Raw genomic sequence first — 23,642 nt, forward strand, 5'->3', positions numbered from 1 at the left:
GGAGCTTTGTTTCAAAACAAACCAAATGCAAATTTAGCTTCCGGTTTGTTTCTCCACCCGGATTACATGGTTTCTGTGAATGTACGGGTAATCACGTCAAGCTGTTGTTCGCGGGTCAGCGAGTTGAAGCGAACCGCATAACCGGACACACGAATGGTCAACTGCGGATATTTCTCTGGATTGTGCATCGCATCTTCCAAAGTCTCGCGATTCAATACGTTGACGTTCAAGTGTTGGCCGCCTTCCAAAATACCGTCTTCATGGTGGAAATAACCGTCCATCAAACCGGCAAGGTTGCGTTCGCGAGAATACTCGTCTTTACCCAACGCGCCAGGAATAATGGAGAAGGTATAGGAAATACCGTCTTTGGCAAACTCAAATGGCAGTTTGGCTACGGAAGTCAATGAAGCGACTGCACCGTTGACGTCACGACCGTGCATTGGGTTTGCACCCGGACCAAACGGAGCGCCTGCACGGCGGCCGTCTGGAGTATTACCGGTTTTCTTACCGTAAACAACGTTGGAAGTAATGGTCAGTACGGACTGAGTCGGAGTGGCGTTGCGGTAAGTTTTGTGGGTTGCCACTTTTTTCATGAAGCGTTCAACCAAATCGCAAGCAATATCGTCAACGCGGTCGTCGTTGTTACCAAATTGTGGGTATTCGCCTTCGATTTCGAAGTCAACGGCAATGCCATTTTCGTCACGAATCGGTTTCACTTTGGCGTACTTAATGGCGGACAATGAGTCGGCAGCCACAGACAAACCGGCGATACCGCATGCCATCGTACGTTTCACATCACGGTCATGCAATGCCATCAATGCAGCTTCGTAGCTGTATTTGTCGTGCATGTAGTGAATAATGTTCAGCGCGGTAACGTATTGGGTTGCCAACCAATCCATGAATTTGTCCATGCGCTCAAAGACAGTGTCGTAGTCCAAAACTTCGTCCATAATCGGCTCGGTTTTCGGACCAACTTGCTCTTTAGATTTCTCGTCCACGCCGCCATTGATTGCGTACAGCAGAGTTTTAGCCAAGTTGGCGCGTGCGCCGAAGAACTGCATTTGTTTGCCGACCACCATCGGGCTGACGCAGCAGGCAATGGCGTAGTCGTCGCTATTGAAGTCAGGGCGCATCAAATCGTCGTTTTCGTATTGGATGGACGAAGTATCGATGGATACTTTGGCGCAGAATTCTTTAAAGCCTTGCGGCAGTTGTTCTGACCACAATACAGTGATGTTTGGCTCAGGAGACGGGCCCATGTTGTACAGAGTATGCAGCACGCGGAAGTTGGTGCGGGTTACCAAGGTACGGCCATCCAAGCCCATGCCACCGATAGATTCGGTTGCCCAAATCGGGTCGCCGGAGAACAGTTGATCGTATTCCGGAGTACGCAGGAAACGGACCATACGCAGTTTCATCACCAAGTGGTCAATGAATTCTTGCGCTTGGGTTTCGGTAATCACACCGTTTTTCAGGTCGCGTTCGATGTAGATGTCCAAGAATGAAGATACACGGCCGAAAGACATCGCCGCACCGTTTTGAGATTTAACGGCAGCGAGGTAGGCAAAGTAAGTCCATTGGATGGCTTCTTGTGCATTTTTTGCAGGGCCGGAAATATCGTAGCCGTAAGAAGCTGCCATTTCTTTCATTTGGTTCAATGCTTTATATTGCTCATTGATTTCTTCGCGGCGGCGGATCACTTCTTCCAAGTCCACACCGTTTTCCAAATCGGCTTGCAGTGAGTTGAACTGGTTGAGTTTGTCTTTCATCAAGAAGTCGATACCGTACAATGCCACGCGGCGGTAGTCGCCGATAATACGGCCGCGGCCATAAGCATCCGGCAGGCCGGTAATCACGCCTGATTTGCGGCAGCGGCGGATGTCGGGCGTATAAACGTCAAATACGCCTTGGTTGTGGGTTTTGCGGTATTTGGTGAAAATTTCGCTGACTTCGGGATTCAATTCAACGTTGTACACTTTGCACGCGTCTTGCACCATTTTCAAACCGCCAAACGGCATGATAGAGCGTTTCAAAGGCTCGTCTGTTTGCAGGCCGACAATGGTTTCCAAATCTTTGTTGATGTAGCCTGGAGCGTGGCTGGTAATACCGGAGACGATTTGCGCGTCGATTTTATACGGCTCGTGTGTACGGTTTTCAACCTTGATACCTTCCATCACTTCCGCCCACAGTTTGGTTGTGGCTTCGGTTGCTGGTGCCAAGAAAGAGGCATCGCCTTCATATGGCGTGTAGTTTTTTTGAATAAAATCGCGGACATCTACGTTGGTTTCCCAGTTGCCACCGACAAAACCTTCCCAAGCGGCTGGACGTTGCTGAACATCATTTGACATATCAAGCTCCTAATTTTATTGAAAATATAGACTGTAAATTTTCTGAAAGGATAACATCAATACCCATTTATTTACAGGGGTTTTTATGAAATAAAATTACAGATTTGGTTTTTCTTGATTTACGTCAATGAGAATAATTGTTACTTGGCACTACATCTCACTTTCCAAACATTCGTACTTAAAAACAGCGTAAAATACAAAATTCAGCCCTGAAGACAGGTGTTCTTCAGGGCTGAGTTTTTATTGCATTTTATATAAAAGGCCGTCTGAATTTTCAGACGGCCTTTTATTCACTTAATCAATTAAGCAAACGGATGATGCAAAACAATGGTTTCTTCACGGTCAGGACCGGTTGAAACAATGGCCACAGGCGCACCGCACACTTCTTCAATACGTTTCAGATAAGCTTTAGCGTTTTCAGGCAGCTTGTCGTACTCTTTCACACCGAAAGTCGACTCGCTCCAACCCGGCATGGTTTCATAAATCGGTTTGCAGGTTTCTACCGCATCGGAGCCGCAAGGCAGAATGTCGGTTTTGCTGCCATCAGGCAATTCATAACCTACACAGATATTGATATTCTCAATACCATCCATCACGTCCAGCTTGGTAATGCACATGCCGGAAATGCCGTTAACTTGAATAGAGCGTTTCAGAGCAGCTGCGTCAAACCAGCCACAACGACGCGCACGACCGGTTACGGAGCCGAACTCATGGCCGCGTTCAGCCAAGCCTGCGCCCACTTCGTCAAACAATTCAGTCGGGAATGGGCCGGAACCCACGCGGGTGGTATAGGCTTTAACGATACCCAAAACGTAATCCTGCATTTGCGGGCCCACGCCTGCACCGGCAGAAGCGGCACCTGCCAAGCAGTTGGACGAAGTTACAAACGGATAAGTACCGTAGTCGATGTCCAGCAACGTACCTTGTGCGCCTTCAAACAACAGGCTTTCGCCTTTGCGGTTTTTCTCGTTCAAAACACGGGAAACATCGGTAATCATCGGCGTAATGCGCGGTGCAACTTTTTCAATGACCGCCATCACATCTTCAACTTTTACCGGCTCGGCATTGTGCAGGTGTTGCAACTGAACATTGTAATAAGCCAAAACAGCTTCCAGTTTTTCAACCAGTTTTTCAGGGTGCAACAAGTCCACCACGCGAATCGCGCGACGGGCAACTTTATCTTCATAGGCTGGGCCGATGCCGCGACCGGTTGTACCAATTTTGCTTTTACCGCGGGAAGCTTCGCGTGCTTGGTCAAGCGCAATGTGGTAAGGCAGAATCAATGGGCAGGTTGGCGCAATTTTCAGACGGCCTTCGACGTTTTTCACACCGGCAGCGTTCAATTCATCGATTTCACCCAACAATGCTTCAGGAGAAACGACAACGCCTGAGCCGATGAAGCAGTCCAAAGTCTCGTGCAAAATGCCGCTTGGAATCAGGCGCAAAATGGTTTTTTTGCCACCGACGACCAAAGTATGGCCGGCATTGTGGCCGCCTTGGAAACGTACTACACCGCTGGTTTCTTCCGCCAGCCAGTCAACAATCTTACCTTTGCCTTCATCACCCCATTGGGCACCGATTACGACAACATTTTTAGCCATAGCCATCTAACCTTATTTCAGATACAAAATTTCAAAATAAAACTCAATCGTTCAAAGCGATTACTTTCCAAACGCCGTCTACCTGTTTCAGACGGCCTGTAACCTCTTCCGAACCGTTATAGCCGATACCGTAATCGATAACGACACATTGTCCTTGTTCGCGCAAAGCATCTACCGCTTCTTGAGCTGCGGGCATGTCTTTTACATCAACAGCCACCACGGATTCCCGTCCGATAGCAGGAAGGCGGCCGATGAAGCTGCGCAAATCAAAACTGAATCCGGCTGCAGGACGCGCTCGTCCGAAGTATCCGCCCAATCCGTCATAACGGCCGCCACGTGCCACGGCATCATGACGGTTTGAACCATAAGCCGCGTAAAGCAAACCGGTGTGGTAATTGTCAACGCGCAGTTCCGACAAATCTATATGCACTTTTTGATTTGTGAACGCATCGCATACTGCCTGCAATTCATCCAAGGCCGCACTGACTGCGGACAATTCCGGTAATTTCTCACGAGCCACAGTCAGCACTTCACGACCACCGTACAGTCGGGGCAACAATGAAAACGCTTTTGCCCACATACCGTCAAGTTTCCACTCTTTAACCAACTGGCTGACAACCTCGGCATCTTTGTCCTGCATCGATGACAGCAGGGTTGCCGATTGCTGCTCATCTAAATGCGCGGCATTTGCTAAAGAACGGAATACGCCGATATGGCCTAATGAAAGCAAAACTTCGCCCATATCGGCAATCTTCATGCTTTTCAGCATCAAATCAATCAATTCAATATCCGCTTCAATGCCTTCCAAGCCGTACATTTCCGCACCTGCCTGCAAAGGCTCGCGCATATTGAGCAATCCGTCAGGCCGCGCATGAAGCACCGAACCGGCATAGCATAAACGGTTGATGCCTTGATTGGCGGAAAGCAAGTGGGCATCAATGCGCGCCACCTGCGGCGTAATATCCGCACGGATACCGAGCTGGCGGCCGCTGAGCTGATCGACGACCAAAATGGTTTTCAAAGACAAACCGGCATCGATATGCGTCAATAAGGAATGGCTGTATTCCATCAATGGCGGTTGCACCAATTCATAACCATGCACGCGGAACAAAGCCAACAGCCGCTCACGGGCGCTTTCCAGTTGTCGGGCATTGGTCGGTAACACGTCGGCAACGTGTTCAGGAAGCTGCCAAGACTTCATGAGAATCTACCTCTGTTTTTTTGTAAACATAAAGGGCTGCTTAAATTTAAAACCAAATCAGCCTGACGACTGAAATTTTCCTGAATGCATCAACGGCAAATCCGATGCGGCTTCAACAAAACTGATTTTAAATTTAAACAGCCCCTGAGTAACGGCTTCAAACCGTCGAGTTATTAAAATCAGACTTTACCATATTAAAACGAATTTTGCACCCTGTTTACAGAGAGCGTAAAAAAACATTAAAAACAAAGGCCGTCTGAAAACCAAATGCATAGCTGCATCGTTTTCAGACGGCCTTATTCATGCCTAAACAACCCGATGCTTAACGCCAGTAACGCCACCAAGGCATATCGTCAGATCGCCATTCGTGTTGCAAGAACGGGCTTTGCGGGAAGTTGGTTTCCAAAACACGGCGTGTATCGGCAGCCAGTTGCGGCTTGTCCAGTTTTTTGTATGCCAATTCCATCATCGCCAAAGCTTCTTCGACGTAACGGGTATTTTGGTAACGGCTAACGATTTTTTGCGCACGGTTGGCCGCTGCGACATAAGCACCGCGTTTCATGTAATAACGCGCCACAGATATTTCGTTACCACCCAAAGCGTCCACCAGTTTGGCCATACGCTCGGTTGCATCGGCAGCGTATTTGCTGTTTGGATAACGTTGAACCAACTCGGCAAACGCCTGATAAGCATCGCGGTTGGCTTTCGGGTCGCGGTCGGACCAGTCTTGGGAAGCCAGCTTGTTCAAGAAAGACTGGTCTTCGTTAAACAGGACCAAACCTTTCAAGTACAGCGCGTAGTCCATATTCGGATGTTGCGGATGATGGCGTTGGAAGCGCGCAATGGCAGCCAAGGCTTTTTCCGGCTCATCGTCTTTATAATAGGCATACGCCGTATCCAACTGGGACTGCTGGGCATAGCGGCCGTTTGGAAAACGGGATTCTAAAATTTCGTATAACTTGACAGCTCGCGTATAATTGTTGCTGTTCAACTCGTCTTGCGCTTCGGCATAAAGCTTTTCCACACTCCAATCTTGAGTAATTTGGGCGTCTTTATCGATTGTGCCTTTATTTGCGCAGGCACTCAGTGCCAAACCTAAAGAAACTACTAAAAGAATTTTTTTCATGCAGAATACTTCCTTTGATAACGAAGCCGATTATAGCGATGATTTAGACTTTCCGTCATCCCCTGAAACAGAAAGTTGTGTTAATTTGACCGTTCCGCTCGAAATGGCGGGCGGAAGGCTGGATGCCGTATTGGCCAAACTCATGCCCGACTACTCGCGCAACCGCCTGAGTTCGTGGATTAAAGAGGGTGCAGTCATTGTAAACGATAAGCCCGCGCAACCCAAAGATAAAATGATAGGCGGTGAATTGATTGCCGTTACGGTACGTCCGAGCGAAGAAAACCTCGCGTTCACGCCCGAACCGATGGATTTGGACATTATTTACGAAGACGATACCGTCATCGTCATCAACAAACCGGCCGGATTGGTCGTCCATCCTGCCGCAGGCAACTGGAGCGGCACCCTGCTCAACGGCCTGTTGGCGCACTGTCCCGAATTAAGCCAAGTGCCGCGTGCGGGTATCGTACACCGTTTGGACAAAGAAACCAGCGGTCTGATGGTGGTCGCTAAAACCCTGCCGGCGCAAAACTCACTGGTTCAACAACTTCAAGAGCGCACAGTCAAACGCATTTACCGTGCAGTCGCCAACGGCATTGTTCCTTTCGACGGCAAAATTGAAACCCAAATCGGCCGCGATCCACACAACCGCCTGAAAATGGCAGTCGTCAAATTTGGCGGCAAACCTGCCATTTCCCACGTCAAAGTGTTGGAACGTTATCTGGCGCACAGCTACATCGAATGCTCGCTCGAAACCGGCCGCACCCACCAAATCCGCGTTCATATGCGCGAAGCCAACCATCCGCTGGCCGCCGATCCTGTTTACGGCAACCTGCGCCATCCATGCAGCGATGCGGTTAAAGAAGCCATCAAAGCCCTCGGCGCGCGCCAAGCCCTGCATGCCTACCGCTTGAGCTTTGTACACCCGAAAACCGGCGAAACCGTTTCCTTTGAAGCGCCTATGCCTGACGATATGTACCACCTGCTTTCCGTCCTGCGTCTGGAAGCCGGTTTGGATTCGTCCCTAAGCAACGAGGAAGAATGGCAAGAGAAATTCGGCATGGACGATGACGACGATTGGAATGAAGACGACTACGATGTCGAAGTGGTTTATGTGAGGGATTAAATCCATTTTTCAGACGGCCTAAAATATTATTTTGAGGCCGTCTGAAATCAATCCGTTCCAATATTTCAGCGACTCAAAGATTATGAAAACCATCACAGATACCCTAAACCTCACCCCGCAAGGCAAAAATTTTTTAACTGCCGACTGGTCTGCTCCTGCCAATGTTAAAACGCTTATTACCACGCGCAACGGCGGTGTCAGCGAAGGCGTATACCGCAGCCTGAATGTCGGTTCGCACGTCGGCGACAATCTGGAAGCCGTGCTCCGCAACCGCGAAATCGTACAGGAACAAGTCGGCCTGCCCGTTGCCTACCTCAATCAAATCCACAGCACCATTGTTGTAAATGCCGTCGAAGCGTTAGGAAATACACCCGACGCTGATGCCTCGGTGGATACAACGGGAACAGTCGCTTGCGCTTCGATGACTGCCGATTGCCTGCCTGTCTTGTTTTGCGACAAAGCAGGGACAGTCGTTGCAGCAGCTCATGCAGGTTGGCGCGGTTTGGCCGGTGGCGTTTTGCAAAACACTATTGCAGCAATGAATGTCGAGCCGTTGGAAATCATGGCCTATCTCGCCCCTGCCATCGGCCCTGATGCGTTTGAGGTGGGACAAGATGTATTTGATGCGTTTTGCACACCCATGCCAGAAGCTGCAGATGCGTTTGAAGACATCGGCGGCGGCAAATACCTTGCCGACATTTACGCTTTGGCGCGCATGGTTCTGCACCGCGAAGGCGTGAACATGATTTATGGCGGCACCCATTGCACTGTCTTGGAGCGCGATACTTTCTTCTCCTACCGCCGCGACGGACAAACCGGCCGCATGGTCAGCCTGATTTGGTTGGAAAAATAAGATTTTCGCCATCAAAGACAAGGCCGTCTGAAAGACTTTCCGTTTACGGTTTCAGACGGCCTAAACATTATTCGTTATAATCCGACGATACCGTAACCGGTTTCAACGAAGGAATATCCAATGAAAAAAATCCTATTGCCTGCACTCGCCCTATTGCTTGCCTCTTGCGGTTTCCACCTGAAAGGCACAGGCGTGACTTCTCAGCCGCTGCCTTATCAAAACTGGCATGTAGAAGGCGGAGCCGTCATGCAAAAAGCGCTGGAAAATGCCTTACGCCGTGCCGACGGTCATCCGGTTAGCGAAGCCGAATCACAAATCACCCTGCGCGTTGTCGACTTTCAAAAACGCCGCGATATCTACACCATCACCCGCGCCGCCGCAATCAACGAATACCTGCTGGCCATGACCGTCAAAGCCCAAGCCTTCCGCAACGGCGAGCCGGTTGGCGAACCGCTGGAAATTAAGGTTCACCGCACCATGGACTACGCCGACAGCGAAGTTTTGGGTAAACAGGAAGAGGAAGAAACCATTTGGTCTGAAATGCGCATTGACGCCGCAGATCAAATCGTCCGCCGCCTGACTTTTCTGAAGGCGCAATAATGGCTGCCGCGCCCATTGAGAGCCTGCGCCCCGATACGCCGCTCAAACCGTTGTACATTATTCACGGCGAAGAGGATTTGTTGCGCATCGAGGCTTTGGATACGCTGCGCGCAGCCGCAAAAAAACAAGGTTATCTCAACCGCGAAGTCTATACCGCCGAAAACAATTTTGACTGGAACGAGCTGTTGCAAAGTGCCGGCAGCGCAGGTTTGTTTGCAGATTTGAAACTACTGGAAATCCACATTCCCAACGGCAAACCCGGCAAAAACGGAGGCGATGCCCTGCAAACCTTCGCCGAACGCCTGCCCGAAGATACGGTTACGCTTATCCTCCTGCCCAAGCTTGAAAAAGCGCAAATACAGTCCAAATGGTTTTCCGCATTGGCAGGCAAAGGCATCGTCTTAGAAGCCAAAGCCGTTGCGCCACATGCTTTGCCGCAATGGATACAGGGCCGTCTGAAACAGCAGGGTTTGGATATCGAACCTGAAGCACTCGCCCTTTTTGCCGAGCGCGTCGAAGGCAATCTTTTGGCCGCCCGTCAGGAAATCGAAAAACTCGCCCTGCTCCATCCTCAAGGCCATTTGATCAATATTGCCGACGCAGAGGCCGCGGTTGCCACCGTCGCCCGCTTCGACGTATTCCAACTGGCGGGCGCATGGATGAAAGGCGATGCCCTGCGCGTTTCCCGTTTGCTGGACGGTTTGGAAGAAGAAGGCGAAGAGCCGGTTTTGCTGTTGTGGGCGGTTTCCGAAGACATCCGCACCCTAATCCGCCTGACTGCCGCACTCAAGCAGGGACAAAACATCCAAAGCCTGCGCAACAGCCTGCGTTTATGGGGCGACAAGCAGACCCTTGCACCGATGGCGGCCAAACGCATTTCCATCAACCGCCTGCTCGACGCGCTCAAAACCTGCGCCAAAATCGACCGCATCATCAAAGGCGCGGAAGAAGGCGATGCATGGACCGAGTTCAAACAACTCGTTACTTCGCTGGCCGCCTAAAAACCGTTTCCACGCGTCAAGAAACTTGCACGCAATACGCCCCAAAAACAGAAAATACTGTAAAATAGCGTAAACTCAAATTCAGGCCGTCTGAACCTCGCATTTCAGACGGCCTCTTCCAGCAAAAAACAAGGAAACACCAACCATATGGATAATAAAACCAAACTTCGCATCGGCGGTCTGGCCCTGCTGACCACTGCCGTATTAAGCCTCATCATCGTTCTGATCGTCGACTCATGGCCGCTCGCCATCCTGTTGGCCGCCATCATCGTAGCCGCTGCCGCAGGCGGTTTCGTTTGGACTTCACGCCGTCAGCAACGCCAATTCCTCGAGCGCCTGAAAAAATTCGACATCGATCCGGAAAAAGGCCGTATCAACGAAGCCAACCTGCGCCGTATGTACCACAGCGGCGGCCAACATCAAAAAGACGCAATTACCTTGGTTTGCTTGTCACAAAAATGTTCCGTTGACGAAGCGCACGCCATCTTCAAAAAACGTCCGACCCGTCAGGAAATGAACCAAATGGCTGCCCAACAGGCACGCGGTCAAAAACGTCCACATCGTTAATCCTGACAGTAACAGGCCGTCTGAACATCCTATCCCGTTTCAGACGGCCTGTTTTTATTTCCATCAAACCCATTTCCGTTTCCATCGCATTATGACCCGTCTTCCTACCGCCCCACTCAAACGCCGCCTCGCCGCACTGGTTTACGAACTTCTACTGACCGGCGCCGTGACCAGCATTGCCGCCCTTGCAGCCGGTATTGTCGCCATCTTTCTCAATCCAATTTCCACGCGCCTGTCCATGCTGACAACCTGTCTGATTCTGTTCTACGCATGGTGGCTCTACTTCCGCGCCAACTGGGACAAAAAAGGCCAAACCCTCGCCATGCAGACATGGAAGATCGGTTTAGCCGATAAAAACGATACCCAACCGCCCCTACCACAACTGCGCCTGCGCTTTATTTGGGCTAGCATTTTTATTGTTTTCATTCCTCTATTTGCCTACGCCGGATTGCGCCATCTGCTCAATATCCCGCCTAAAGGCGCATTCGGTGCCGCGCTCATTTGGCTCATCCTGCCATGGGGCTTCGCCCTGTTCCATCCCGACCGCCAGTTCCTCTACGACTTCTTGGCCGGAACAAGGCTGGTGGATTTGAGTCAGAAGAAAACAAATGAATAAAATCCAAAAGCGGCTCAAGCTCTAAATGAAATAAAGGCCGTCTGAAACTCAAGATACGTTTCAGACGGCCTTTAATCATAACATCAAGCGATGATTATTCTTGCCAACGTTTGAACACCAGCGAAGTATTGACGCCGCCAAAAGCAAAGTTATTGCTGACCACATAATTGGTTTGAATCTCGCGTCCGCCAGTTTGGATGTAATCCACCTTGCCGCAACGCGGATCGATGTTTTCCAAATTAACAGTCGGCGCAAACCAGCCGCTGTTCATCATTTCGATGGTAAACCAGGCTTCCAACGCGCCGCACGCGCCGAGTGTATGGCCGAGATAGCTTTTTTGCGAACTCATAGGCACAAAACCAAACACCGCCTCAGTAGCCAATGTTTCGGCAATATCGCCTTTTTCGGTCGCCGTACCGTGGCCGCTGACATAGCCGACTATATCAGGCGTAATACCGGCGTCTTTCAGCGCAAGCTCCATACATTTTTGCATGGTTTCTTTTTGCGGCTGGGTAACGTGGCTGCCGTCGCTGTTGGCACCATAGCCGACAAGCTCGGCATAGATTTTTGCACCGCGCGCACGGGCGTGTTCCAATTCTTCCAATACGAAAATGCCTGCGCCTTCGCCGATGACCAAGCCGTCTCGAGCGTTGTCGTAAGGGCGCGGCGTCAGCTCAGGTTCGCCGTTGCGGCGGCTGGCGGCATAAAGTGAATCGAAAACATAAACTTCAGACGGACAAAATTCTTCGCCGCCGCCGGCCAGCATCATATCAATCAGGCCGTATTTAATCGCTTCGTAAGCATAACCAATGCCTTGGCTACCCGAAGAACACGCGCTCGAGGTCGGGATAATGCGGCCTTTCAAGCCGAAGAAAATACCGATATTGGCGGCAGTCGTATGCGGCATCATACGCACATAAGTATTGGCGTTGAAATTGCGCGATGTGCCTGTTATCAAAAGTTCGCCCATATCGCCGATGTCCTTGGTGCTGCCGACAGACGAACCGCACGCTACGCCCATACGGCCGTCTGTAATGCTTTCATCACCCAGCAAGCCTGCATCCGTCAAGGCTTGTTCCGCTGCATCAACACACAAATGCGATACGCGACCCATGCTTCTAAGCTGCTTGCGCGTCCAGTGTTCGGGAGGAGAATAGCCTTCAATCGGCGCACCCAGTTGCGCTTCCAATTCAGGAAAGCGTCCACTCCAGTCCATGTATTTGACCGCGTTTTTTTCGGCTTTAAAGGCCGTCTGAATACTTTGCCAATCACGGCCGAAGGCGGTAATACCGCCGATACCTGTTACTACGACTCTTCTGGTATTCAACACAAACCTCCGTTCACAGCAATCACTTGGCGCGTAATGTACGCCGCTTTTTCATCCATCAAAAAGCGCACCGCATGCGCCACTTCCTCGGGCAATCCCATACGCGCGGCAGGGATGGCCTTTAAGATTTCTTCGACAGGCACGTTCTCATCGATAATATCGGTATCGATAAGACCCGGCGCCACACAGTTGACGGTAATTTTGCGTTTTGCCAACTCAACTGCCAAGGCTTTTGCTGCGCCGATTAGGCCCGCTTTGGACGCGCTGTAATTGACCTGACCGCGGTTGCCCGTCAAACCGGACACCGATGCCATGCACACAATCCGTCCTGCTTTGCGGCGGCGGATCATCGGCATGGTCAAAGGGTGCAACACATTATAAAAACCGTCCAAATTGGTACGCAGCACCAAGTCCCAATCATCATCAGTAAACGCAGGAAACGCATTGTCGCGCGTCAGGCCGGCATTCAACACCACGCCGTAATATGTGCCGTTTACCTCAATGTCGGCAATCAAAATTTCACGGCAGGCTTCACGGTCAGATACGTCAAACTGCAACACGCGCGCATTTCTACCCAATGCACGGATTTCTTCCGCGACAGCTTCCGCTTCATCGCGGCGGCTGCGGCAGTGGACGACAATATCAAAGCCGTCCTGCGCCAAACCAAGTGCGACGGCTTTGCCGATACCGCGATTAGACCCTGTAATTAAAATAGTTTCACTCATACGTTTTCTCACTATATCGACAGGCCGTCTGAATCTTTGTCTTTTCAGACGGCCTTGTAAACGGTTTAAATGATTTGACCGTCTTTCGGACTGTACACATTTAAAGAGGCTTTTGCCAGCAAACCGTCCGGCGGCAACAGATGCTTCACATCTTCCGGCGCATCCGTCCAGCGCAACTCGCAATCAAATACGCCCATGCCGCCCAAATCCTGAATGGACACATGCGCCCTGACTTCCAACTCAATACCGACAGGCACTGAATCGGCAAACAAATCCAGCTTACGCGTTCCCAATAAAAAACCCAAACGGACAGGCTCTCCGGCCTTTAAAGCCTCAATGCCTGCAAACGCGCCTATGCCCTGCGCCATCAATTCCATATAAGCCATAGACGGCAACACGCCGTCCTGCAGCAAAATATGCTTATCGCCAACCGGCGCACGGCAAACCGTATAGTCATCGCCAAATTCTTTCACACAGTCGATAAGCACCATATGTCCGCTGTGCGGAAGCAGCGAAGCCACATCATAAATCGGGGCACTCGGTATTGAAGGCATAAAATGTCATCCGGGAATAAATTACGTTACAATATGCATTATAACAGAGCCTAGCTTTTACTAACTCATTTCATTACAATGTATGAAAATGTAAAACATTGAAAGACATCATGCCTCAAAACGTTTGCCGTTTCAGCTTCAATATCGCCGCATGGCAGGCCTCCTCCAGCAAAATCAGTACGCCGGAGCAATGGCAGGACTGGGCGCAGGGAAAACTCGATACCACCTCCCTGCCGGAGTGCAAACCCGCGCTCTCCTTTTTGCCGCCTATGCAACGCCGCCGCTTGGGTAAAGCGGCACGCTTGGTTTGTGATGCCGCATGGAATCTGGCTGACCAATATCCCGAAAGCGTACCGGTTTACGTTTCGCACGACGGCGAAAGCAACCGCAGCTTTGAATTATGGCAAGAGCTTTTGAACACGCATACCGTATCCCCGACCTCATTCGGCCTGTCCGTCCACAACGCAACGATTGGGCAATGGTCGATGTTGCGCAAAGACATGAGCGAACATACCGCGTTGGCCGTTGCCGCCGACTCCTTTGAAACCGCGTTGACCGAGGCATTCGCGCTTTTGCAAGACGGTGCACCGTCTGTTTTAGTAATTGTCGCCGATGATCCGTTATCCGAAGACTATCCCGTCTTGGCTACACGTGCACCGTTTGCCTATGCATTGGCACTGGTCATTACCAAAGGCGAAGACTATACCTTAAGCTTGGAAACCACAGCCGCAAGGCCGTCTGAAAATCCTAACGATACAACAGTCGAGCCCTATTGGAGCAGCTTGGAGTGGATACGCTTCCTGCTTTCAGACGGCCGACAACATACTCAACACTATATCGGTAGAAACTGGCACTGGCAGAAAAACGCATGAAGACTTTAGACTATTTCCGTCGCTTTTTTGCTACACTCTTCGGCTTCATCCTCTTCGGCGTTGCAGGCGTATTGTTCAAAATCGCACTTTTGCCCTATACGCTAAAATCGACCAAAGGCGACATCAAACGCCAACTTGAAGCAAGACGCATGATAGGCAAAGTTTGGCGTTTCTTCGTCGGCTACCTGCAATGGTCGGGCGTATTGAGCGTCCGTTTCAACGGCTTGGAAAAACTCGGCAAACCCGGTCAGCTCATTCTTGCCAACCATCCCTCGCTTTTGGATGTCGTCTTGCTGATCAGCCATTATTCCGAGCCGAACGTACTGGTTAAAAAAGACCTGTTGCACAACCCCAGCATGAAAAGCCAGATTATCGCTTCCGGCTACATCCCCAACGATGAAAGCATGGAAATGCTGGAAGAAATCGATGCCGTGTTCAAAAGCGGGCAAAGTCTGCTGATTTTCCCCGAAGGCACGCGCACAGGTTGGGACGGACAGGTTAAAATGCACCGCGGCGCCGTATCGCTCGGTTTGCGCAGCGCATCAGTCATCACGCCCGTGTGCATCAAGATGACGCCGCCCAATTTTAAAAAGGGGCAGCCGTGGTACAAAATCCCGCCACAAAAAATTCATTATGAAATTACCGTCGGCGACGACATCCTGCCGGAAGAATGGCTGGCAGAAAAACCCCTGCCCATCGCGGCACGCCGTTTAAACGAATACCTGCAAGACTATTTTACAAGGAAAACCACATGAGCAATTTAGAAAACCAAATCAAACAATTAATCATCGACAGCTTGGGCTTGGAAGACATTACCGTTGCCGACATCGGCAGCGAAGATCCGCTTTTCGGCGACGACGGCCTGGGCCTGGATTCGGTTGATGCATTGGAACTTGGTTTGGCTGTACAAAAAACCTTCGGTTTCCAGCTCGACGGTGAAAACGACAACCTGCGCGAAAACTTCGCCAACGTCAAAACTCTGGCCGAGTTCGTCAAGAGCCGCCAAGCATAAGGGAGAGAGAAGATGACCGAACAAGAAGTACGCACCCTGCTGACCGATGCACTGGTTAACCTGTTTGAAATCGAGCCGGAACGCATCAAACCCGAAACCAACCTCTACGAAGATTTGGAAATCGACAGCATCGACGCCATCGACCTTATCGACCACATCAAACGCGAAACCGGCCGCAAACTGCAAGCCGAAGACTTCCGCAATGTGCGTACCGTAGAAGACGTGGTTCAAGCAGTTTTGAAAGTACAACAAGATTCCTGATTACGCTTTGAATCAGCATATTTTCAGACGGCCTTGTCAATCGGCAAGGCCGTCTGAAAATCAATCGCGAACATGAAAATACTAGGAAAACTCCTACTGGCCCTCGCCAGCCTCGCCTATCCGCTCCTATGGTATTACGGCAGGGAAAACGGCGCATTTTTCTGGCTTGCAGCGGCCATGTGTGTATTATGGCTGATACGCGCCGCCATGCCGCAAACCACAGCCCAACGCATTACGGCGATTATCCTTGCCGCCTTTTTTGCGGCGGTACTGGTTTTCAGACGGCCCGACTCGATGTATTGGTATCCCGTCGCCGTCAACACGCTGATGCTTGCCGTTTTCGGCGGCAGCCTGTTTGCCAAACAAACCGTTATCGAACGCCTCGCCCGACTGCAACACCCCGACCTGCCGCCCGAAGGCGTGCGCCACACCCGGCGCGTTACGCAAATCTGGTGCGCGTTCTTTATCTTTAACGGCGCAACCGCCGCCATTTTGGCAGGCTTGCAATATTACGACTGGTGGGCGGCTTATACAGGCATTGTGTCGTATGTGTTAATGGGAATCTTATTTGCCGGAGAATGGGTGTATCGGAAATTGGTTTTGAAGGTTTAAACCATTAAAATTATTTCATCAATTGGACGAATAACCATAATGAAAAAAATTATCCTACTCACCCTGATTTCCTTCACATTTACCGCATGCTCTTCGACGTCTAAAACGCCTTTATCCCCTGAAGAAAAGGCGGAAGCCGAATACAAGAAAAATTATACGGAAGTTGCCAGCCACACCATCAAAACGCGCTCGGGAAACCTGACTGTCATTGACCGAATACACAATCGTTATTCTGACGATACTACAACCAGCAGCATGAATTTGATGATTATTCGGAAATCCAATACGGTAAAAGCAAGGGCTGCACAAACAGCCGTATTTACAGCAACTTTTGCATTATTCATTCTTGCCGGTAGTAGCGGTCATATTGGATATGAAGGCCCTGACCTGCTGGGCAAACACAATTTAAGCGGGAAGCCCATTAAACCGAATTTTGCGAATCCCGTTTTTGAACAATTTTCCCCCAAAGTTCGCGATTGGGCGGCAAAACGGTCATTTAAAGGCAATAGTGCCAATAAAAAACTATTTGTCCAACCGGGCCGTTTCTATTTGGTTTATGAAAAATTCAATAAACGAGACCGATTCTTTCTGAACAATGAAGTCAGCCTTTTTTTAGATGGACAAAACGGCAAAACCGATCGCTTACTCCATTGCTTCAAAAGAAGTGAAAGCCATTCATTGGAAGAGTGGCAGGCAAATGATTACGAATTGGTACGCCAAACGACAAACAAACAATACGATGAATGCTTGGCACAACTCAAAGAAGATGCCAAAGCAAATACATCGAAATTATAAAACCTTAGAACCATCATGCACCTAACCCGAATCCTATCCCCCGACCTACCCCAACACGACCTTATCGCCACCCATCCGAATTGGACGCGTGCTGATTTCAACCGTGCGGTTTTCCATCTGTCAGGCCGTCTGAAAGAGGCAGGCGTGCAAACGGCCGCGTTGTGGTTTGACGATGCCGCGCTGTTTGCCTGTGCCGTGTTGGCAGTATGGCATTCTGGCGGAAAGGTTTTATTATTACCCAATTTGGCGCAAGACAATTTGGATTGGGGCAAGACGGCAGAAGCGTTTTTAACGGATTCAACAGATAAAAAGCTGTCTTCAGACGGCCTGAACATTTGGCACTTGCCTGATGTATTGACTCAAACAGAATCGGAAGCGCTGCACACCTATCCTGAAAACCATCTGATTCCCGACGATGCCGAAGCATGGCTGAAAACATCAGGCTCCAGCGGCGAAGCGCAGATTATTGTGAAAACCGCCGCGCAAATGCAGGCAGAAGTCCTGACTTTGGCAAATACGCTGCCATTTGGACAACACGGTGAAACCGTGATCGGCAGCGTGATTCCGCAACACCTTTACGGCTTCACATTCCGCTTCGCACTCGCGCTGACAATGGGTTGGACTATGGAGCGACAGCAGGCGGTTTATCCGGAAAACCTGCTTTCCAGCACGGCCGCACATGATAAAGTGGTTTGGATTGCCAGCCCGGCCGTACTCAATCGCTTGGGTGAAAACCGCAACTGGCAGAGTATCGGCCATAAAATTGCAGGCATTGTCTCGGCCGGCGGCGCATTGCCCGCAGCCACGGCAGATTTGCTGCAACAGGCTGCCGTCCGCCCGTTTGAAGTCTATGGCAGTACCGAAACCGGCGTAATTGCCTCACGTTGCGAACGCCAAGAATGGCAGCCTTTCAATGGCGTGGAAATCGGGCAAAACAAAGAAGGCGCACTTTGGGCTTCTTCGCCTTGGTCGCCCGAACGCCGTCAAACAGCCGATTTGATCGAGCCGCAAGATGATGGTTTTCTGTTACTCGGTCGCCAAGACCGCATTATTAAATTTGAGGACAAACGCGTGTCGCTGACCCAAATCGAACACGAACTTTTACAACACCCTTGGATTGCCGACGCCCATTGCGGCCGTCATCCGCAACATCAACGCATTGCCATATGGGCGGCATTGAACGCAGACGGTATCGCTGCCTTGCGCGAGAAAGGCCGCGCTGCGGTCGCCGATACGCTCAAACGCCATCTGGCCGCCACGCAGGACACCATCGCCCTGCCGCGCTACTGGCGTTTTACTGACAGCCTGCCGCGCAATGCCCAAGCCAAAATCGCTGCGGCGGATTTTCAGACGGCCTTTACCGTTGCCCAAACTTCGCCTGTTTGGTCGAAAACAACATCTGACGATGAAAACAATACCGAAACTTTTATTGGCCGCGTGCCTTTGGATTTGGTTTATTTCGGCGGCCATTTTGCCACCTTCCCGCTGGTTCCCGGCGTGGTCGAGCTGCAATGGGTGCGCAACCTGATCGCACCCCAGCCATGGGGCAAACAGCGCATCATCCGCATCGAAAATCTAAAATATCAGCAGTTTATCCGTCCTCATGATGAAGTGTCGGTAGAGCTGAAATTTGATGAAGGTAAAAATAAACTAAGCTTTAAAATCAACAACGGAGAGCATCCGTGTGTATCAGGACGGATTGTGTTTGAGGCCGTCTGAATATACTTATTAACTTTTTAGTGGAAAACCAACAATATGCAACTCTTCCCTGCCCTAGAACAACGCTATTCCCACGAACACCAGTCCGCAGGCGAGGCTCAACGTCTGGCTCAAGAAATCGCTTTTGCACCGATTGTGTTCCAAGTTTCCCGCCTGATGGTGAAATTTGGCATTCTGGACCTGCTGAACGACCATCCAGACGGCCTCACTCAAGCCGAAATTGCTGAAAAAGCGAAAATCAGCAACTACGCGGCACAAGTCCTGCTGGAAGCTTCGCTGTCTATCGGCACTGTCTTGACTCGCGACAACCGCTATTTCATCAGCAAGGCCGGTTGGTTTGTCCTCAAAGACAAAATGGCCCGCGTCAACATGGATTTCACGCAGGAAATCTGCTACCTAGGCATGTTTGATTTGGAAAAAACCCTGCAAACCGGCAAGCCCGAAGGCCTGAAAGTATTCGGCGACTGGCCGACCATTTACGAAGGCTTGTCTTCATTGCCAAGCGTCGCGCAGGAAAAATGGTTTGCATTCGACCATTATTATTCCGACAACTCCTTCGCCGAAGCACTGAACACCGTGTTCGCCAAACCGGTTAAAAAACTGCTCGATGTCGGCGGCAATACCGGCCGCTGGGCGGAACAATGCGTCAACCACAATGCCAAAGTCGAAGTAACCATCATGGATCTGCCGCAACAAATCGGCTTGATGCGCGAGGCGACTAAAGGCAAAAACGGCGCGGACCGTATCCACGCCCATCCGGCCAACCTGCTTGATCCTGAGATTCCGTTCCCAACCGGTTTTGACGCGATCTGGATGAGCCAATTCCTAGACTGTTTCACCGAAGAACAAGCCACCAGCATTCTTCAACGCGCCGCTGCATCTATGAGCGAAAACACCAGCCTCTACATCATGGAGCCTTTCTGGGACAGACAACGCTACGAAACCGCTGCCTACTGCCTGACCATGACCAGCCTGTATTTCACTGCCATGGCCAACGGCAACAGCAAAATCTTCCATTCTGAAGACCTGATCCGTTGCGTTGAAAAAGCCGGATTGAAAGTAGCGGAAATTTCAGACGGCATCGGCCGCGGCCACAGCATCTTGCGCTGCGTTAAGGCCGTCTGAACATCATCTTTTAAACCCTAAAAAGAGACCGACCCCAACAGCCATTTCGGCTATCGGGGTCGGTTTGTTTTTGGTATCCGTTTTAAAACATCAGCCGCGCAACATCCATATTGCACACACTAACACAATCGCTACCGACAAAGCGGCAAGCAGTTGTCCCATTCCTGCCAATTTAGGCTGTTGGGCATCAATAGTTTTAAAGCCACTCATCATCGGCGTAATCAAATCCTGTTTTTTCACAAAGCGATACAGCAAAACAGCCGCGATATGTACACCCGCCAAAACAGCTAAAACATTAAAGAAATTGACATGGATTTTTCGCGCCAGCGTACCGGCGTGTTCGCTGACCAAATGATTTAAAAAGCCGGAATTGGTAAACGTATTTTCATCGGCGGCAAATAAGCCTGTGGCCGTCTGAAAAACCAAGGCGGCCAATAAAGCGATGACCATCAGCGCGCCCAAAGGATTGTGGCCGACCAATTCGTCTTCAGACATTTGACCTTGCGTATAGCGGCGGATTTCGGAAAAAGGACGCACAAAACGGCTGAATCTTGCCGTATCGCTGCCCCATATCCCCCAGCACAAGCGGAAAACCACCAAAGCCAGCATCAACAAGCCGCCGCGCAAGTGCCATACCAGCATATCGCCGCCTCGGGTGGCGCTGTACCACATGAATCCCATCAATAACACCAAGAGCCAATGGAACAGGCGCGTAGGTGCGTCCCAAACTTTTATTTTTTGCTTCATTACCTTTTACTTTCTGATTTAAAATTAAATTTCTTATCTTGGAAGATTACGCCATGCAGCCCATCTACACGCTTCCCGAATCGCTTCAGGCCTTTCAGACGGCCTTAGTATTTCCCGACGTATTCCGCCCTCGTGCCCAAGAGTCGCACAAAGGCACATACGGCACGCTTACCATTATCGGCGGCGCAACGGGAATGAGCGGTGCGGTAGTTTTGGCAGCTACAGCCGCCATATATCAAGGATGCGGCAAGGTTTGGGCGGGTTTCAACCAAGCCACGCTGCCTTTTGCCATCATTCCCGAACGCCCTGAAATCATGCTCGCCACTGCGGCCCAACTGATGGAGCACAACGATGTCAGCGCACGGGTAATCGGCTGCGGATTCGGTTTGGACGGATTATCAGAGCAGCTGCTGCTCCAAATCCTGTCGACACACCATGACCGGCCTTTATTGCTCGATGCAGATGCCTTGACACTGCTGGCCCGTTCTCCCGAATTGGCCGAACGCCTCAAATCGTACAAACATATCATCCTGACACCTCATCCGGCCGAAGCCGCCCGCCTACTCGGTACCGATACTCAATCAGTTCAAGCCGACAGGCAAAAAGCCGTAACCGAAATCAGCCGTAAATATGCCGCAACCGTCGTGTTAAAAGGCCATCATACATTGGTGGCCACGGCAGACGGCATAGTCTATACCAACACCAGCGGCAATGCCGGTTTGGCCACCGCAGGTAGCGGCGATGTCTTGAGCGGCATTATCGGCAGCCTGCTGGCACAAGGCATTCCGACATTCCAAGCCGCCTGCGCCGGCGTATGGCTGCACGGAGCGGCAGCCGATGTTATCAAACACAGCGGCCAAATCGAAACCGGTATGCTCGCCGGAGAAATCGCACCTGCCGCCCGATGGCTGCGCAATATTTTATCAAAAGAGTAATACTATCTATATCATAAATACAAATTGCAGGCCGTCTGAAAATCAATCTCTATTTTCAGACGGCCTGGTTTATTTTTAAGTCATTTTGCAAATTAAGGTTAAGGCGTGTATCCTTGATTTCCCTTAAAAACAACTTCACAACATATTATCATGAGTATCCTCAATAAAATCAGCAACTTTATTGGAAAAACATTTTCCCTTTGGGCGGCGCTCTTTGCCGGCATCGCTTTTTTCGCACCCGACACCTTCAAATGGGTCGGCCCTTACATTCCTTGGCTTCTGGGCATCATTATGTTCGGCATGGGCTTGACGCTCAAACCTTCCGACTTCGATATTTTGTTCAAACGCCCCAAAGCCGTCATCATCGGCGTGATTGCACAATTCGCCATCATGCCGGCAACCGCCTATCTGCTGGCCAAGCTGTTAAACCTGCCTGCCGAAATCGCAGTCGGTGTGATTTTGGTCGGCTGCTGCCCGGGCGGCACGGCTTCCAATGTAATGACTTATCTGGCGCGCGGCAATGTGGCTTTGTCGGTTGCCGTTACATCGGTTTCTACTCTGATTTCTCCATTGCTGACCCCCGCTATCTTCCTGATGCTTGCCGGTGAAATGCTGGAAATCCAAGCGGGCAGTATGTTGATGTCCATCGTCAAAATGGTTTTATTCCCCATCGTTTTGGGCTTGATTGTCCATAAAGCCTTGGGCAACAAAACTGAAAAACTGACCGACGCGCTGCCGCTGGTTTCCGTTGCCGCCATCGTACTGATTATCGGCGCGGTAGTCGGCGCCAGCAAAGGCAAGATTATTGAAAGCGGCCTGCTGATTTTCGCGGTTGTCGTACTCCACAACGGCATCGGCTATCTGCTCGGCTTCTTTGCCGCCAAATGGACCGGCCTGCCTTATGATGCACAAAAAACGCTGGCCATCGAAGTCGGTATGCAAAACTCAGGCTTGGGTGCCGCCCTTGCCGCCGCACACTTTGCCGCCGCGCCGGTCGTTGCCGTTCCCAGCGCATTGTTCAGCGTGTGGCACAATATCTCCGGCTCGCTTCTGGCAACTTATTGGGCAGCCAAAGCCGATAAAAATAAAGAATCCTAAACGTCTTTAATCATAAGCCGTCTGAACAGGGATAAACGAAATCAACGATTTCTGCCTTACCTGTTCAGACGGCCTTTATTTTGAAATCAAGCAGTATTATTGTTTCACTGCTTCGATTTGGATATTTATGTTAACTTTTTTGCTCATACCGGCACTTACCAAATAATCCAAGCCCCATTTGGTACGGTCGATGGTGGTGCTGAAATCGCCGCCGCACACTTCTGCTTTTAACATCGGGCTTTGGTAGCAGTTGAATTTGTCGGCTTTGAGTTTCACCGGCGCAGTTTTGCCGTTCATAGTCAGATTGCCATCAACGGAAAGCAGTTTTTTGCCGTTGAAATTGAATTTGGTGGATACAAAACGGATTTCAGGGTATTTGTCTGCATTGAAAATATCGGCAGATTTCAAGTGTTGGGTAAAGCGGTCAGAACCGGTTTGCAGTTTGGACAAAGGCAATACGATATCGATTGAGCCTTGGCGTTTGGCACGGTCAAATTCCAAATTGCCGGTCAAACCATAAATACCGCCGACGTTGGTGCTGGTGTTGAAATGGTCGATGGCAAAGCGGGCATTGGCATGGAATTCGTCCACTTTATAAACAGCGGCAGACGCAGCAGAAGCCAACATGGCCGAACACAATGCAAACATGATTTTTTTCATCGTCTTATCCTTAGAAATGTGAGAAGTTCCCTATCATATCACTTTTTGATGCCAACATTTTTTGCAAATGAGAAAGACAACGTTTCATCCTAAGAAAACTTCAGGCCGTCTGAACGAGAGGACAGCAAATTCAGGTGAAGCAAACACAGTTTAGTTTTATTACA

25 protein-coding genes are annotated in these 23,642 nt (G+C 50.4%); 16 read left to right on the top strand and 9 right to left on the bottom strand.

Going from position 1 to position 23,642, the window contains the following annotated elements:
* Nucleotides 1-62: 62 nt before the first annotated feature.
* From pflB to HMPREF2952_RS10275, 4 genes are all read right to left on the bottom strand, one after another.
* Nucleotides 63-2,348: a formate C-acetyltransferase gene (gene pflB, locus HMPREF2952_RS10260; RefSeq protein WP_049336774.1), complete on the bottom strand. Its 2,286-nt coding sequence runs from the start codon at nucleotides 2,346-2,348 to the stop codon at nucleotides 63-65.
* A 302-nt stretch (nucleotides 2,349-2,650) separates the two neighbouring features.
* The gene (locus HMPREF2952_RS10265; RefSeq protein ID WP_049336775.1) at nucleotides 2,651-3,949 is read right to left on the bottom strand and encodes an adenylosuccinate synthase; all 1,299 of its coding nucleotides are present in this window, start codon (nucleotides 3,947-3,949) and stop codon (nucleotides 2,651-2,653) included.
* 43 nt (nucleotides 3,950-3,992) lie between these two features.
* Nucleotides 3,993-5,150 (bottom strand): ATP phosphoribosyltransferase regulatory subunit, encoded by a 1,158-nt coding sequence (locus HMPREF2952_RS10270; protein ID WP_070695638.1) that lies wholly within the window; start codon nucleotides 5,148-5,150, stop codon nucleotides 3,993-3,995.
* A gap of 322 nt (nucleotides 5,151-5,472) precedes the next feature.
* Nucleotides 5,473-6,276, bottom strand: a complete 804-nt coding sequence (locus HMPREF2952_RS10275) for an outer membrane protein assembly factor BamD (RefSeq protein ID WP_003680807.1) — start codon at nucleotides 6,274-6,276, stop codon at nucleotides 5,473-5,475.
* Here HMPREF2952_RS10275 and rluD point away from each other — a divergent pair.
* The 6 genes from rluD (at nucleotide 6,275) to HMPREF2952_RS10305 (ending at nucleotide 11,036) form a co-directional block, all read left to right on the top strand.
* Nucleotides 6,275-7,399: a 23S rRNA pseudouridine(1911/1915/1917) synthase RluD gene (rluD, locus tag HMPREF2952_RS10280; protein ID WP_070695639.1), complete on the top strand. Its 1,125-nt coding sequence runs from the start codon at nucleotides 6,275-6,277 to the stop codon at nucleotides 7,397-7,399. The genes HMPREF2952_RS10275 and rluD overlap by 2 nt on opposite strands.
* Before the next feature lie 82 nt (nucleotides 7,400-7,481).
* A complete protein-coding gene (pgeF, locus tag HMPREF2952_RS10285; RefSeq protein WP_070695640.1) occupies nucleotides 7,482-8,252 on the top strand; it encodes a peptidoglycan editing factor PgeF in 771 nt (256 codons plus the stop codon).
* A 120-nt stretch (nucleotides 8,253-8,372) separates the two neighbouring features.
* On the top strand, nucleotides 8,373-8,852 hold the full coding sequence (gene lptE / locus HMPREF2952_RS10290) for an LPS-assembly lipoprotein LptE (protein WP_070695641.1): 480 nt from the start codon (nucleotides 8,373-8,375) through the stop codon (nucleotides 8,850-8,852).
* Nucleotides 8,852-9,853 carry a DNA polymerase III subunit delta gene (gene holA, locus HMPREF2952_RS10295; RefSeq protein ID WP_070695642.1) on the top strand — a complete coding sequence of 334 codons (1,002 nt, stop codon included), beginning with the start codon at nucleotides 8,852-8,854 and terminating at the stop codon, nucleotides 9,851-9,853. Before lptE ends, holA begins: the two co-directional genes overlap by 1 nt.
* A 147-nt stretch (nucleotides 9,854-10,000) precedes the next feature.
* On the top strand, nucleotides 10,001-10,420 hold the full coding sequence (locus HMPREF2952_RS10300) for a hypothetical protein (protein WP_070695643.1): 420 nt from the start codon (nucleotides 10,001-10,003) through the stop codon (nucleotides 10,418-10,420).
* Nucleotides 10,421-10,511: 91 nt separating this feature from the next.
* Nucleotides 10,512-11,036: an RDD family protein gene (locus HMPREF2952_RS10305; protein WP_070695644.1), complete on the top strand. Its 525-nt coding sequence runs from the start codon at nucleotides 10,512-10,514 to the stop codon at nucleotides 11,034-11,036.
* Between the two features lie 94 nt (nucleotides 11,037-11,130).
* Here the strand turns inward: HMPREF2952_RS10305 and HMPREF2952_RS10310 are convergent, their stop codons facing one another.
* The 3 genes from HMPREF2952_RS10310 to HMPREF2952_RS10320 all read right to left on the bottom strand — a co-directional run bounded on the left by HMPREF2952_RS10310 (nucleotide 11,131) and on the right by HMPREF2952_RS10320 (nucleotide 13,642).
* Nucleotides 11,131-12,366: a beta-ketoacyl-ACP synthase gene (locus HMPREF2952_RS10310; RefSeq protein WP_070695645.1), complete on the bottom strand. Its 1,236-nt coding sequence runs from the start codon at nucleotides 12,364-12,366 to the stop codon at nucleotides 11,131-11,133.
* Nucleotides 12,360-13,088, bottom strand: a complete 729-nt coding sequence (gene fabG / locus HMPREF2952_RS10315) for a 3-oxoacyl-ACP reductase FabG (protein WP_070695646.1) — start codon at nucleotides 13,086-13,088, stop codon at nucleotides 12,360-12,362. The genes HMPREF2952_RS10310 and fabG overlap by 7 nt, the downstream gene beginning before the upstream one ends.
* A 65-nt stretch (nucleotides 13,089-13,153) precedes the next feature.
* Nucleotides 13,154-13,642, bottom strand: a complete 489-nt coding sequence (locus HMPREF2952_RS10320; protein ID WP_141754823.1) for a hotdog family protein — start codon at nucleotides 13,640-13,642, stop codon at nucleotides 13,154-13,156.
* A gap of 110 nt (nucleotides 13,643-13,752) precedes the next feature.
* Here HMPREF2952_RS10320 and HMPREF2952_RS10325 point away from each other — a divergent pair, with 110 nt between their 5' ends.
* The 8 genes from HMPREF2952_RS10325 to HMPREF2952_RS10360 all read left to right on the top strand — a co-directional run bounded on the left by HMPREF2952_RS10325 (nucleotide 13,753) and on the right by HMPREF2952_RS10360 (nucleotide 20,038).
* A complete protein-coding gene (locus HMPREF2952_RS10325) occupies nucleotides 13,753-14,514 on the top strand; it encodes a beta-ketoacyl synthase chain length factor (protein WP_070695648.1) in 762 nt (253 codons plus the stop codon).
* Complete coding sequence (locus tag HMPREF2952_RS10330) at nucleotides 14,511-15,269, top strand: lysophospholipid acyltransferase family protein (protein WP_070695649.1); 759 nt, start codon at nucleotides 14,511-14,513, stop codon at nucleotides 15,267-15,269. The genes HMPREF2952_RS10325 and HMPREF2952_RS10330 overlap by 4 nt, the downstream gene beginning before the upstream one ends.
* Nucleotides 15,266-15,526 carry a phosphopantetheine-binding protein gene (locus tag HMPREF2952_RS10335; protein ID WP_003680822.1) on the top strand — a complete coding sequence of 87 codons (261 nt, stop codon included), beginning with the start codon at nucleotides 15,266-15,268 and terminating at the stop codon, nucleotides 15,524-15,526. Before HMPREF2952_RS10330 ends, HMPREF2952_RS10335 begins: the two co-directional genes overlap by 4 nt.
* 12 nt (nucleotides 15,527-15,538) lie before the next feature.
* Nucleotides 15,539-15,787, top strand: a complete 249-nt coding sequence (locus tag HMPREF2952_RS10340) for an acyl carrier protein (RefSeq protein WP_003680823.1) — start codon at nucleotides 15,539-15,541, stop codon at nucleotides 15,785-15,787.
* Between the two features lie 72 nt (nucleotides 15,788-15,859).
* On the top strand, nucleotides 15,860-16,399 hold the full coding sequence (locus HMPREF2952_RS10345) for a COG4648 family protein (RefSeq protein WP_070695650.1): 540 nt from the start codon (nucleotides 15,860-15,862) through the stop codon (nucleotides 16,397-16,399).
* Nucleotides 16,400-16,438: 39 nt separating this feature from the next.
* Nucleotides 16,439-17,194: a hypothetical protein gene (locus HMPREF2952_RS10350; RefSeq protein WP_070695651.1), complete on the top strand. Its 756-nt coding sequence runs from the start codon at nucleotides 16,439-16,441 to the stop codon at nucleotides 17,192-17,194.
* 15 nt (nucleotides 17,195-17,209) lie between these two features.
* Entirely contained in the window at nucleotides 17,210-18,913 is a 1,704-nt protein-coding gene (locus tag HMPREF2952_RS10355; protein ID WP_070695652.1) for an ApeI family dehydratase, read from the top strand.
* Between the two features lie 36 nt (nucleotides 18,914-18,949).
* Nucleotides 18,950-20,038, top strand: a complete 1,089-nt coding sequence (locus HMPREF2952_RS10360; RefSeq protein ID WP_004519935.1) for a FlxJ family methyltransferase — start codon at nucleotides 18,950-18,952, stop codon at nucleotides 20,036-20,038.
* 90 nt (nucleotides 20,039-20,128) lie between these two features.
* Here HMPREF2952_RS10360 and HMPREF2952_RS10365 read toward each other — a convergent pair whose 3' ends face one another.
* Entirely contained in the window at nucleotides 20,129-20,785 is a 657-nt protein-coding gene (locus HMPREF2952_RS10365) for a cytochrome b/b6 domain-containing protein (RefSeq protein WP_004519936.1), read from the bottom strand.
* A 53-nt stretch (nucleotides 20,786-20,838) separates the two neighbouring features.
* Between HMPREF2952_RS10365 and HMPREF2952_RS10370 the strand changes: the two genes are divergently transcribed.
* Both HMPREF2952_RS10370 and HMPREF2952_RS10375 read left to right on the top strand, forming a co-directional pair.
* Nucleotides 20,839-21,720: an NAD(P)H-hydrate dehydratase gene (locus tag HMPREF2952_RS10370; protein WP_004519937.1), complete on the top strand. Its 882-nt coding sequence runs from the start codon at nucleotides 20,839-20,841 to the stop codon at nucleotides 21,718-21,720.
* 150 nt (nucleotides 21,721-21,870) lie between these two features.
* Nucleotides 21,871-22,818, top strand: a complete 948-nt coding sequence (locus tag HMPREF2952_RS10375) for a bile acid:sodium symporter family protein (RefSeq protein WP_004519938.1) — start codon at nucleotides 21,871-21,873, stop codon at nucleotides 22,816-22,818.
* A 96-nt stretch (nucleotides 22,819-22,914) separates the two neighbouring features.
* Here the strand turns inward: HMPREF2952_RS10375 and HMPREF2952_RS10380 are convergent, their stop codons facing one another.
* A complete protein-coding gene (locus HMPREF2952_RS10380) occupies nucleotides 22,915-23,478 on the bottom strand; it encodes a YceI family protein (RefSeq protein WP_004519939.1) in 564 nt (187 codons plus the stop codon).
* Between the last annotated feature and the right edge of the window lie 164 nt (nucleotides 23,479-23,642).

Source organism: Neisseria sp. HMSC068C12 (genome assembly GCF_001814095.1).
GTDB classification, from domain to species: Bacteria; Pseudomonadota; Gammaproteobacteria; order Burkholderiales; family Neisseriaceae; genus Neisseria; species Neisseria perflava.